General features: G+C 72.3%; 8 protein-coding genes. 2 read left to right on the top strand and 6 right to left on the bottom strand.

Annotation, left to right across the window (positions count from 1 at the left end; all coding sequences use genetic code 11):
• Positions 1-160: 160 nt before the first annotated feature.
• From QK442_RS26335 to QK442_RS26315, 4 genes are all read right to left on the bottom strand, one after another.
• Entirely contained in the window at positions 161-1,741 is a 1,581-nt protein-coding gene (locus QK442_RS26335; protein ID WP_282696552.1) for a GMC family oxidoreductase, read from the bottom strand.
• 136 nt (positions 1,742-1,877) lie between these two features.
• On the bottom strand, positions 1,878-2,795 hold the full coding sequence (locus QK442_RS26330) for a cyclase family protein (protein ID WP_282696631.1): 918 nt from the start codon (positions 2,793-2,795) through the stop codon (positions 1,878-1,880).
• 32 nt (positions 2,796-2,827) lie between these two features.
• Positions 2,828-4,309, bottom strand: a complete 1,482-nt coding sequence (locus QK442_RS26325) for a gluconokinase, GntK/IdnK-type (RefSeq protein WP_349239682.1) — start codon at positions 4,307-4,309, stop codon at positions 2,828-2,830.
• Positions 4,310-4,328: 19 nt separating this feature from the next.
• Positions 4,329-4,742, bottom strand: coding sequence for a hypothetical protein (locus QK442_RS26315; RefSeq protein ID WP_282696551.1), 414 nt, complete (start codon positions 4,740-4,742; stop codon positions 4,329-4,331).
• 266 nt (positions 4,743-5,008) lie between these two features.
• Here QK442_RS26315 and QK442_RS26310 point away from each other — a divergent pair, with 266 nt between their 5' ends.
• Together QK442_RS26310 and QK442_RS26305 are read left to right on the top strand one after the other, a co-directional pair.
• Entirely contained in the window at positions 5,009-8,740 is a 3,732-nt protein-coding gene (locus QK442_RS26310; protein ID WP_282696550.1) for a S8 family serine peptidase, read from the top strand.
• 167 nt (positions 8,741-8,907) lie between these two features.
• Positions 8,908-9,912 carry a transcriptional regulator TrmB gene (locus tag QK442_RS26305; RefSeq protein ID WP_282696549.1) on the top strand — a complete coding sequence of 335 codons (1,005 nt, stop codon included), beginning with the start codon at positions 8,908-8,910 and terminating at the stop codon, positions 9,910-9,912.
• 18 nt (positions 9,913-9,930) lie between these two features.
• Here QK442_RS26305 and QK442_RS26300 read toward each other — a convergent pair whose 3' ends face one another.
• Complete coding sequence (locus tag QK442_RS26300) at positions 9,931-10,617, bottom strand: hypothetical protein (protein WP_282696548.1); 687 nt, start codon at positions 10,615-10,617, stop codon at positions 9,931-9,933.
• Between the two features lie 140 nt (positions 10,618-10,757).
• A complete protein-coding gene (locus QK442_RS26295) occupies positions 10,758-12,269 on the bottom strand; it encodes a DUF4246 domain-containing protein (protein ID WP_282696547.1) in 1,512 nt (503 codons plus the stop codon).
• Positions 12,270-12,325 lie beyond the last annotated feature (56 nt).

The following is a 12,325-nucleotide window of genomic DNA, read 5'->3' as shown; positions in this document are numbered from 1 at the left end:
CTGCCTCCTCGCTGCGCGCACGCGTCGAGCCCGGCGCGGGCTGGGCGCCGGGCATCGTCACGCAATCACCCGATGAGGTGGTCGGCATCTTCCCGGTACGGCCTTTGGGCCGTCAGGGTCGGCGTCTTCGCCCGGACGGGCCAGCGGCCGACCCCCGGTCTCAGCCCGACCGGGCCAGAAGGTGGTCGCCGACCCGCAGGGCGTTGGCGATGGCCGTCAAGGACGGGTTGACCGCGCCGATGCTCGGGAAGAAGCTCGTGTCCACGACGTACAGGTTGTCCAGGTCGTGGGCCTTGCAGTTCACGTCGAGCGCGGAGGCGGCGGGGTCGGTGCCGAAGCGCACGGTGCCCGCCTGGTGCGCCGTCGCTCCGATCGGCATGCCCTTGTGCAGGTAGATGCTGTGGGACAGCAGCCGGTGCGGGTGCATGCCCAAGTGACCGAGCATGTCCTGCAGTTCGCGCCGCAGTCGCTTCAGGCCCTCGATGTTGTTCTTCTCGTCGAGAGCGAGCCGGATGCGGCCGTCGCCGTCCAGGGTGACCCGGCTGTCCGCCAGCGGCAGGTCCTCGCCGCACAGCCAGAAGCCGACGGCGTGATGGGCCAGGACCTCGAACGGCATGTCGGGCGCCACCGCGCCGGCCCACCGGGGCGCCTCGCCGTGGATCTGCTCGGCGTCCGACTTGCCCAGCATCTGGATGCCGCCCAGCGGATAGTCCCAGTCGTCCGCGCCGAGGTACCAGTCGTGCAGGGCCAGGGTCTTCTGGAACCGGGTGTCGTTGGGCTCCTTCGACACCGCCATCAGGGCCAGGTTGTTGTGCCGCATGTAGTACCGGCCGACCACGTCGGAGCTGTTGGCGAGACCCCGGGGGCGGTGCTCGTTCGCCGAGGCGAGCAGCAGTGCCGCGGAGTTGACCGCCCCGCAGGAGACGACCACCACGTCCGCCGTGTACCGGACCTCCGAACCGTCGGGAAGCCGCCCCACGACCGCGCTGACACTGCGCCCGCTGCCGTCGGTCTCCAGGCGCACCACCCGCGTGTCCGTCACCATCTCGACGTTCGGGTGTTCCAGGGCCGGTTCGACGCAGATCACCTGGGCGTCGGACTTGCCGCGCACCAGACACGGGAAGCCGTCGACCCGGTCGCACCGGATGCAGACGCTGGAGTGGGTGGCCCGCCCGCCGTCCTCCTGGCTCAGGTTGACGCCGATCGGCAGGTGGAAGGGGTGCAGACCGCGCTTCTCCAGGTCGTCGCTCAGCTGCTGGATGCGCGGCTCGTGCTCCACGGGCGGATGGGCGTACTGCGCGCCGGCCGGCCCCTCCCAGGGGTCCTCGCCGTGCCGTCCGTGGACCAGGTAGAGGTGCTCGGCCTGGGTGTAGTACGGCTCCAGGTCCTCGTACCGGATCGGCCAGGCGGGGGAGACGCCGCCGTGATGACGGAGCTCGCCGAAGTCCTCGGGCCGCAGCCGGAAGAGGGCGGCCCCGTAGAACTTCGTGTTCCCGCCGACGTAGTAGTTGACCTCGGGCGGGAACTCGTGGCCGTGCTTGTCGAGCCAGAACTCCGGAGCCCGGTACTTGCCCTTGACGAAGACGGCCGTCGAGTCCCAGTTGTCCCGCTCGCGCGGCAGGTACCCGCCGCGCTCGACGAGCAGGACGCGTTTGCCCGACGGGGCGAGGCGATGGGCGAGGGTCCCTCCGCCGGCACCCGTGCCGATGATGATGACGTCGTAGTGCGGGGCGTCGCCCACGGCGACCACCGTCCTTGGGATCGTGGCCCCGACCCGCTGTCGGGCGCCCGGCGCCTGCGAGGCGACACCTCCCCCGAACGTATCGGCCTTCCCCGCGAACGGCGACCGGAGCGGCGGCCCCGGTGCGCCGCACGGTTCACAGCACCGCGACCGGGTTCACCGGAGACCCCGTGGCCCCGGGCAGTCGCAGTGGGGCGACCACACACAGGAAACTCCAGCGGCCGGCCTCCGCACAGGCCGGGGCGAGGTCCTCGAACCGCAGATAGTCCATGAGGTGGATACCCAGCGCGTGGATGGCCAGGACGTGCGCGGGGAAGGCGACGTCCGGCACCACACTGGGCGCCGTGTCGTTGTTGCCGTCCCCGCCCAGGGCCGCGACCTCGCGCTCGGCCAGGAACTCCACGGCGGACGGGTGCAGGCCCGCCCGCGCCCCGGCCGCGTCCCACGGCCCCAGTTCGGTGCGCCGAAGACGGTGACCCACCCTGACGAACAGCAGATCGCCCGCCCCGACCCGGACCCCCTGCGCGGCCTCGGCGGCCGTCAGGTCGTCCGGGGTCACCCAGTCGCCCGGCTCCAGCCAGGGCACACCGCGCAGCCTCGGGACGTCGAGCAGCACACCCCGGCCGACGAGACCGTCGCCGAGCAGGTCCACGGAGAGCCGGCGGGCGCCCTCGGCCGTCAGGGTGCTGGCGGGGACCCCGCCGTAGAGCTCTCCGTCGAAGACGACGTGGCAGAGGGCGTCGAGATGGCTGTCCGCGTCGCCGTGCACGTTCATGGCGAAGCGGTCCGTGGCGAAGCACAGCGCTTCCGAGCCGATGTCGGCCGGGCTCGGCCCGGTCATCCGGTGCACCGCCGGCTCGGGATCGTCGGGGCCCCGTACGGTGTCGATGGGGGCCGCCAGCGACACCGTACGTCCGGTACGGACTTCCGCGGCGGCCGCCGCCACCCGCTCGGGGGTCAGATGGCGCAGCGCCCCGGGCCGGCCGTCCGCCGCCGGAACCGCCGACCGGTCCCGCAGGCGCGCGTAGAGCTCCCGGAACTCACGCGCGGTCATGCGGCCCGCCGCCACCGGCTCCGTGGACGGCGTCACGCGTACCCCCGGGGGTTCAGCCCCCACCGGAACACATGGGTCGCGCCCGGCTCCAGGACGGCGAGGTCGGTGCCGCTGCGGAAGGCGTCCGGCGGACAGGACATCGCCTCCACGGCGATCCCCCGCCGCCGCCGTTCGGGTTCGGCCAGGGTGTCTCCCGTGTACACCTGCACGTACCGGGTCCCCTCGCCGAGCCGGAGATCGACGCCTTCTTGCCCGGAAGGGTGCGCGAGGCGTACGGTCGCCCGCCCGTCGGGGCCGCGGCCGAGGCCGGTGAAGGCGGTGTCCAGGGGCAGCCCGCCGACGGGGCGGGCGGTACGGAAGTCGTACGGGGTGCCGTCGACGGGTTCCCGGCCGACGGGCAGGCCCCGCGCGTCGGTCCGCAGTCGGTACCGGGCGGGCACGGTCAGCACCGCGCTGTCGACGAGCTCCGTGCCGACCGTCAGATAGGGGTGCTGCCCCACGCCGTAAGGCGCGGGCCGCGTACCCGTGTTGGTGGCCCGGACGGCGACGCCGAGCCCCTCCGGGCCCAGCCGGTACTCGACCCGGACGTCGAGGAGGAACGGATAGCCGGGCTGGGGGCAGAGTGTCGTGCCGAGCAGCACGGAATCCTCGGTGCGGGCGAGCGGCTTCCACAGGACCCAGCGGAGCAGCCCGTGGATCGCGTTGCCCTTCTCCACTTCGGTCAGGGGGAGTCGCAGCTCCCTGCCCTCGAAGCGGTACCGCCCGTCGCCCACCCGGTTCGGCCAGGGGACGAGCAGTTGCCCCCGGCCGCCCGTGACGGCCGCCCCCTCGGGGAAGCCGTCGAGCAGCGGCCGGCCGTGCACGGTGTAGTCGCGCAGGGCGCCGCCCAGTTGGACCACGACCGCGCTCTGATCCCCCCGGACCAGCCGCCACGAGGCACCCGTCGGGGAACGGCCGCCGTCCGCCGGTACCCCCGCGGCGGCGGTGTCCCCGGGCATCAGCGACAGCACCGACGCCACGACGTCCTCCGGGGACTGGTCGATCTCCACCACCAGGGGATGCTCGTCGGGCTCCGGTTCCTGGAGCACCGCCAGCTGGCTGTCCAGCAGGGCCGCGGGGAAGAAGTGGCCGTCCCGCCCGGCCAGCCGGGACGCCAGCAGCTCGCGCGAGCCGTGGAGGTACACCAGAAGAACGTCCGGGCGCCCTGTCAGCAGCCTGTCCCGGTAGGCGCGCTTGAGCGCCGAGCAGGTGACGACGGCCTGCTCACCGGAGGCGAGCGCCCGGTCCATCCACGCCCCGATCGCCTCCAGCCAGGGCCGCCGGTCGCCGTCCGTGAGGGGGCGGCCGGCGGCCATCTTGGCGCGGTTGGCCTCGGAGTGGAACTCGTCCGCGTCCCGGTACGACCAGCCGAGGCGCTCGGCGAGAAGGCGCCCCACCGTCGACTTGCCCGATCCGGCGACGCCGACGACGAGCACCATCCGCCGCCGCTCGTCCGCCGCTGTGTCGAGTGCCACGGATTCCGGTCCCGGCCGGTCAGTCCCTCAGTGGACGGGGCGCCACACAGAGTCCCCAGATGATGAGCGCGTCGATGGCGATCAGCAACAGCGCCCACCACGGCGTGTAGGGGAGCCACATGAAGTTGGCGATCATGCTGAGTCCTGCCAGCCCCACACCGACGACCCGGGCCCACGTGGCGCCGGTGAACAGGGCGGCGCCGGTGAGTGCGATCACGACGCCCAGGATGAGATGGACCCAGCCCCAGCCGGTGAGATCGAGCTCGTACACGTAGTTGCGCGTGGCCAGGAACACGTCGTCCTTGGCGATCGCCGAAATGCCTCCGAGTATCGCCATGACGCCGCTGAAGATCATGATGACGGCGGCGAACACCAGCCACCCGCTGACGGGTGCTTCCCCTCGCGGGCCGGCTGTTCTCGTGTGGGTCGTCATGACAGGCTCCTTCGTCCTCTGCCCGCCGAGGCGTCTGGCATCCGGTGGGTCGGATACCTCCAATCTGACCCCCGTCGTCCACCGACGCATGTCGGAGGAGCCGCGGCCGAAGGCAGAGGCGACCACGACCGTGAGGAAACCCGGGTCCGTACAGCGCCTTTCCGCCCGGAATCACGCGCTTCACGACTGACGAACTCTTGCCATGGCGAGGACTTGCCGCCACGGAGCCTTCACGGCGGCGGTCACCGGTCGATAGACCCATGGCCATGGATTCCCCCTCGCACCCTCCCGCCTTCCGGCGCAGGCGCCGGCAGCTGCTCTCGGCGGTCGCCGTGGCACCCCTGCTGGCCTCGGCCCTCGCCGTCGTGCAGTCACCGGCCCAAGCCGCCCCGAGCAAGCCCCCCGTTCCCGCCGGGCCCTCGGCGACCCACCAGGTCACTCTGGTCACCGGCGACGTCGTCACGGTCACCACGGGCGCCGACGGCAAGCAGACCGCCGAGGTCCGCAGGCCGGCCGACGCCACCGGCGGTGTGAAACTACGACAGGTCGAGGGCGACCTGTTCGTCGTCCCGGACGAGGCGGAGCAACTGCTGGGCACGGGCAGGCTGGACCGGCGGCTGTTCAACGTCACCGACCTGATCGAGATGGGCTACGACGACGCGAGAACCGCCGTCGTACCGCTGATCGCGACGTACACCCCGGCGAAGTCCCTCGCCGCCCGGCCGACGGCCCCCCGGGGAAGCAGACTGACCCGCGGGCTCACGAGCATCGGCGGCGCCGCGCTCAGCACCGAGAAGCGGCAGGCCCGCACCTTCTGGAACACCGTCGCGCCCCAGAACGGCCCGGAGTTGGGCGCGGGCGTGGCGAAGCTCTGGCTCGACGGCCGGGTGAAGGCCGACCTGAAGGAGAGCGTGCCGCTGGTCGGCGCCCCCGAGGCATGGGCGGCCGGCTACACCGGCAAGGGCGTGAAGGTCGCGGTCCTCGACACCGGCATCGACGTCGACCACCCCGACTTCGCCGGCCTGATCGACGGCACGACCAGCTTCGTACCGGGCGAGACCGTCACCGACGTCAACGGGCACGGCACACACGTGGCCGGCACGATCGTCGGCTCGGGCGCCGCCTCCGGCGGCGCGCACAAGGGCGTCGCGCCCGACGCCGACCTCTACGTCGGCAAGGTGCTCGGCGGCGAGGAGGGCTCCGGCCAGGACTCCTGGGTCATGGCCGGCATGCAGTGGGCCGCCGAGTCCGGCGCCGACGTCGTCAACATGAGCCTCGGCGACTCCTACCCCACGGACGGCAGCGACCCGATGTCGCAGATGGTCGACGCGCTCTCCGCGCAGTACGGCACGCTGTTCGTCATCGCCGCGGGCAACTCGGGCCCCGAGACCATCTCCGCCCCGGGCGCGGCCGCCGCCGCGCTGACCGTGGCCGCCACCGACAAGCAGGACCGGCTCGCGCATTTCTCCAGCACCGGCCCGCTGACCTCCTCCGGCGGCATGAAGCCGGACATCGCGGCACCGGGCGTGGACATCACCGCCGCCCGCTCGCAGCAGACGACCGACGGCGGCGAAGGCCCCTACCGCACCCTCAGCGGCACCTCGATGGCCACCCCGCACGTCGCCGGCGCGGCGGCGATCCTGGCCCAGCAGCACCCGGACTGGACCGGCGCGCAGCTCAAGGAACACCTCATGAGCACCGCGAAGGGCTTGGACGGCGGATACTCCCCGTACGAGGTCGGCACCGGCCGGCTCGACGTGACCGCCGCCGTGCGCACCACGGTCCGCGGCACCGGAGCGCTCTTCTTCGGCAACCACACCTGGCCGCACGAGCCGAGCGACACCGCCGTCACGAAGGACCTGACCTTCACCAACACCGGCTCCACCGCCGTCACGCTGGACCTGGCGCTGACCGGCACCGACGGCCCGTTCACCCTCGGCGCCGGCACGGTGACCGTCCCGGCGGGCGGCACCGCCGCCGTCCCGGTCACCGGCGACCCGCGCTCCGCCCCGACGGGCCGGCACGTCGCCCACGTGACGGCCACCGACACGGCCACCGGACAGCCGGTGACCCGCACCTCCGTGGCGCTGCTGAAGGAGGAGGAGCGCTACGACCTGAACATCGAGCTGGCCGGCAGGGACGGCAAGCCCGCCGCCGGCTGGGTCACGGTCGGCCTGGCCGGCGACGGCTGGCCCTGGTCGGTCCACGTCGACGGCTCGACCACCCTGCGCATGCCGCCCGGCCTGTACACCGTCGCCGCCTACCTCGACGTGACCGGCGAGCAGGCGGACCGCTCGGGCCTGGCCGTCCTCGTCGACCCGGAGACCGTCCTGGAGGACGGCCCCGCGGACGTGGTCCTCGACGCGAGCAAGGCCCACCTGCTGCGGACCGAGGCGCCGCAGCGCACCGAGGACCGCCAGCGCAAGGTCGACTTCAACGTCCACTACGACGGCCTCGACCCGTGGATGGACTTCCGCGGCGCCTACGTGCTGCCGCCGACGTACGACGACGTCTACGTCGCGCCGACGGAGCCGATGGAGCAGGGCGATTTCACACTGGTCACCCGCTGGCGCAAGGGCGAACCACGGCTCGGCCTGAGCACGGTCGGCGGCCGCCTCCGGTTCGAGACGCTGGTCCAAGCGGGCAGCGCCCTGGGCACCGCCATGGACCGCCTCGACGCCGTCCACGCGGGCGACGGCTCGCCGGCCGCGTACGAGAAGACCGACGCCAAGGGCAAGGTCGCCGTCGTCGAACGCAGCGACGCGGTCTCGCCGCAGGAGCGCACCGAGGCCGCGGTCGCGGCCGGCGCGAAGGCGCTGATCGTCGTCAACGACGGGGTCGGCGCCCTGATGGAGTACGTCGGCGAGTCCACCATCCCGGTCGCCTCCGTGCACCGCGACGCGGGCCGGACCCTCCTCGCGATGGCCGGGGCCGGCAAGCTCAAGCTGACCGTCGAGCAGACCCGGTACACGCCGTTCGTCTACGACCTGACCCGGGACTACCCCGGTCAGGTGCCCGACCGGCCCCTGGTCTACACGCCGGCCAAGGCCGACCTCGCCCGGATCGACGCCCGCTACCACGCCGCCGCGGGCGGCCGCCAGGCCGAGGGCTACCGGTCCGACTTCACCCTCAGCCCGTCGTTCAACTTCCCGGAGGCCGAGTGGCACCCGGGCACCCGTACCGAATGGGTGACCCCCGGACAGGTCTGGAGGGAGTTCCACACCCAGGGCGTCGACGGAACCGTCCCGTGGTCGATGGTGTCGGGCGACAACACGTACGCCAAGGGCAGCACCACCCGCCTGGACTGGTTCGCCCCGGTGACCCGGCCCGGCCAGAGCGAGTCGTTCGGCGTGTACAACTCCCGCTGGCAGAACCACATGACCTGGAACGTGCAGGCATGGGCCTCCTCCAGCGACGCCATGCGGCTCGGCGGCTACCTGCCGTGGGGCGAGACGCCGACCCGCCTGCGGATCTTCCAGGGCGACACGCTGATCCACGACAACCCGAACAGCACCGACATGCAGTGGGTGGAGGTGCCGCCGGGCGACCTGCCCTACCGCGCCGTCCTCGACGCGGAACGGCCCGCCGAGCTCTTCCGGCTGTCGACGCGCACCCACACCGAGTGGGACTTCAGGTCCGACACCGTCGACGCGGACTTCTTCGAGCCGTTCTCGGTCCTGAACCTGGACTACGCGCTGGAGACGGACCTCCACGGCGACGTCAAGGCCGGCACCGTCCAGCGGATCACGCTCACGCCGGTGTCCATGGACCGGGGCACCGTGCCCGGCACCGTCACCACGGTGACGCTGGACGTCTCCCATGACGACGGCTCCACCTGGCGGAAGGTGACCCTCACCAAGGGCGCCGACGGCTCCTGGACGGGGTCGTTCACCACGGCGAAGAAGCCCGGCGGCTTCGTCTCGCTCCGCGCGAGCGCCGGGACCGACGGCGGCTTCGGCGTCAAGAACGAGATCATCCGGGCGTACGGCCTGCGATGAGCCGCACCACCGGGTCCCGGGAAGGCGACTTCCCGGGGCCCTTCCCCACGTACCCGCTCTCCCCGCCTCCGGCCTCCTCGCACCCGCTCCCATCAGGGACTTTCCACGGCCTGCCGCCGTGGCGCATACTCTCCCCGCTGCGGCAAGCGGAGGAGAGTCGGTCGTCGATGCTGGATGTCCTGGGTCTCGGACCCGATGACGAACGCGTCTACCGGGCGCTGATCGGACGGCCGAACACCACCGCCGCCCTCCTCGCGGACCTGCCGGCGCTGTCCCACGCCCCCGTCGACGTCGACGAGGCCCTGTCGCGCCTCGTCGCATGGGGCCTTGCGACCCGATCGGCGGACGGCCGGTACGCCGCCGCGCCGCCGGCCATGGCACTCGGCGCCCTCATCGGCCGGCGCCGGGACGAACTGCGCACGGCCGAGCAGGCACTGGTGACCCTCGCCGAGGAACACCGGGCCGCGACGACCGGCAGCAGCATCACCGATCTGATCGAGGTCGCCACCGGCGTCGACGCCATCCGGCACCGCTTCCTCCAGGTGCAGCAGGCGGCCAGGACACAGGTCCGCACCTTCATCACCGCGCCGTTCGTCGCCCTGCCGCCCGACGAGAACACGGCCGAGCCCGTGGCCCTCGACCGCGGAGTGGGCTTCCGGGCCGTACTGGACCGCGAGGTGCTGGCCGAGCCGGGCCTCGTCCACGGCGCCGTCGACTCCCTGCGCAACGGCGTGCGGCTGCGGGTCGCGGACCACGTGCCGATGAAACTCGTGCTCGCCGACGCCGACCTCGGCCTGGTCCCGCTCGCCGTCACCCCGGCCGGCGAACCCGGCGCCGTCCTGCTGCACCGCAGCGGCCTCCTGGACGCGCTGGACGCCCTGTTCGAGACGGTGTGGCGCACGGCCCACCCACTCGCGCTGTCGGGCACGGCAGACGGATCCGAGACGATCGCCGAGGCCGGCCCCCAGGGCCCGACCGAACTCGACCGCAAGATCCTCGGGCTGCTCCTGGCCGGCCTCACGGACCTGACGGCCGCGACCCGGCTCGGCCTGTCCCCGCGCACGCTGCACCGGCGTCTGCGCCACCTCATGGACCTGGCCGGGGTCAGGACCCGGATGCAGCTCGGCGCCCACGCCGTACGGAACGGCTGGGCGGAGCCCGTGGAGACGTGACCGGGCGGGCGCCGCCCCTCAGGTGAGGACGTTGACGGCGCGGGCGACCACCAGGCCGAGGATGAGCAGGGAGACGAGGGACTGGACCCCCATGACGATCTTGGCCCAGGGAGCCAGGGGCATCACGTCGGTGGGGCTGAAGGCGGTGGCGTTGGTGAGCGCCAGGTAGAGGTAGTCGACATAGCGGGGCCGCCAGCCGGCGCTCGCCACCTCCGGGGCGAGCTGCTGGGGGAAGGCGAGGGCGGGCACGCGGGGGACGTGATGGGCCCGGGCGGCGGCTCCGCCGCCGTCGAGCTCGAAGTACAGCAGGGAGAAGGCCAGAACGGTACAGGCCCACACCGTCCCGCCGGACTGCAGCAGGCTGGTGGCGGAGCTGGTCTCCTCGCCGCCTTGAAGGATGTCGTCGACCAGTCGGCCGGTGGACCAGACGGCGCTGAGCGCGAGCACGCCCACCAGGGCGATCGACAGGGTACGCAGGACGGTCGAGCGCCGGTCGATCCTGCCCGGGTCACCGGCGATGAGCGCCAGCAGAAGCAGCCCCTCGACGGCCGGGAGCGCCCAGCGGGGCGCCAGGCGCAGGCTGTCGGGCAGCAGGACGGTCAGCACCATGGCGGTCACGACGGCCGTGGCCATCGGCCAGCGCGCCTCCCCGAAGGACTCCTCCCGACGCGGGCTCTCGGTGGTCTCGGGGATGCGTCCGGTCACGGTGGGGCCCTCACGGTCGGGTGCGGAGCGGCGGTCGCCGTCCTGCCCCGGAACATATAGCGCCCCACCGGACGGACGGCGCCCCCGCCGCGCGTGGCGCGCAAGACGCCCACCGCGCAGACGGCGACAGCGGCCGGGGCTCAGTGCTCGCAGAGGGAGAACTCCCGCTCGTAGAGCTCCTCGTTGTGCTCGTCGACGAAGAACCTGCGTTCCTTCATGAGCTGTTCCCGGTAGTCCCCGGCCTGTTCGAGCGTCATGGTCGAGGTGTCGGCCCACGGCTGCTGCGGGGGCACGTCGGAGGTCGAGACGATCCTCTCCGACGGGTCGACCAGGAAGAACGCGAGGATCTTGCGATGCCCCGGCCGGCTGGGGTCCGCGAGGCGGAACGAACCGACGCGGTGCTGCAGCACGTTCGGGAACGCCAGGCAGCGGCCCGCCGGGGTCGCGGTCGACCCCAGCACCTGGTTGAGCGCGTCCTCGTTCTCCAGACCGTAGACCTCCCGCACGCCGTTGTCGTCGTTCTGCTCGTAGTACGGGTCGTCGATGGCCGCCCGGAAGCTCAGCCGGCTCTCGGTGATGTTCTCGCTGTCCCAGTAGTAGATGCCGGTCGAGACGATCCGCTCGTTCAGCATCCCCTCGACGTGCCAGGAGCCGCCGGCGTACTCGGGCTTGTCCGGGGTGAGGTGGATGGTGGCGAGCTTGACGATGACCTGGAGACGCCGGCCGCGCAGGTCGACCCGCGCGGAGGCGTCGGGCAGCTCGGGCGGGGTGAAGGCCGGAGCGTCGGGGACGGTCGGACGGCGGTTCTCCCACCAGTCGTCCTGCGCCTTCTCCCATGCCTGCACGGCTTCGTCGTACGCCGCCTCGTCACCGTAGGCGGACTCGTCCGGGGACACGGGCTCCGAACCGTCGTACCACCCGAAGGCGTCGGCCTCGATCCGCAGGGGCCGCGGATGGCGCAGATCGGTGAGCACGTTCTCCCACAGGGGGCGGAAGCGCGCCAACACGTCCGGCAGGACGGCGAGCAGTCCGCGATGGGCCTCGGGATGGACGTTGTTGACGTACGAACGGAAAGCGACCTCGCCGTCGTCGCTGACGTCGACGTCCGTGGGCAGCCACTGGAACCTCTCCGAGAACTCGTACTTCGAGGAGGAGCTCGTCGGGTTCCGCCAAGCCCGCTCGGGCCCGCCGCTCACCTCCCGCACCAGGCAGAACAGCGAGGGATGGACCAGATCCAGCACCTGGCCGTCGGATCCGGGATGCCAGTCCCGCTCCGCCTCGGGGACCTCCTCCAGAACCCGCACCGCCTCGCGCAGCCGGGACCTGAGCCCGTCGTCGACCAGCGTGTCCGACATCCACACCCCGTCGACGGCGGACACCTCCACGCCGGTCCGCTCGTCCCGCAGCGCGGCGTAATGCACGAGCTCGTCGAGCACATGACGCACCTGCGCCTCGGTGAGACCCTGGTCGAGCGCTTCCCGCGTCCACCTGGCGACGATGTCGGCGTCGCGCATCTTGTCGAACCACCGCGGCTTCGCCCGGATGCGCGCGCTGCACTCCATCATCTCGAGTTCCCTCAGCGTCCGTGGTGTCGCGAACGATATGGAACGGGACGCGTGAAAAGGCAGCGGAAAAGCAGGCAGGCCAGACAACGCTCTTGGTCCTCCAGGTCGGTGTGCGGTGCCGGGAAGGATACTTCAGCGGACCG

Source organism: Streptomyces sp. CC208A (assembly GCF_030010625.1).
In the GTDB taxonomy this organism is placed as follows: domain Bacteria; phylum Actinomycetota; class Actinomycetes; order Streptomycetales; family Streptomycetaceae; genus Streptomyces.
Note: the sequence above shows the minus strand (reverse complement) of the source record. Positions and strands in the feature narration are given on the sequence as shown.

Excerpts from the sequence above, each read along its gene's own strand:
- QK442_RS26330 (WP_282696631.1), bottom strand. The coding sequence starts at position 2,795 with ATGACCGCGCGTGAGTTCCGGGAGCTCTACGCGCGCCTGCGGGACCGG.
- QK442_RS26315 (WP_282696551.1), bottom strand. The coding sequence starts at position 4,742 with ATGACGACCCACACGAGAACAGCCGGCCCGCGAGGGGAAGCACCCGTC.
- QK442_RS26310 (WP_282696550.1), top strand. The coding sequence starts at position 5,009 with ATGGATTCCCCCTCGCACCCTCCCGCCTTCCGGCGCAGGCGCCGGCAG.
- QK442_RS26305 (WP_282696549.1), top strand. The coding sequence starts at position 8,908 with ATGCTGGATGTCCTGGGTCTCGGACCCGATGACGAACGCGTCTACCGG.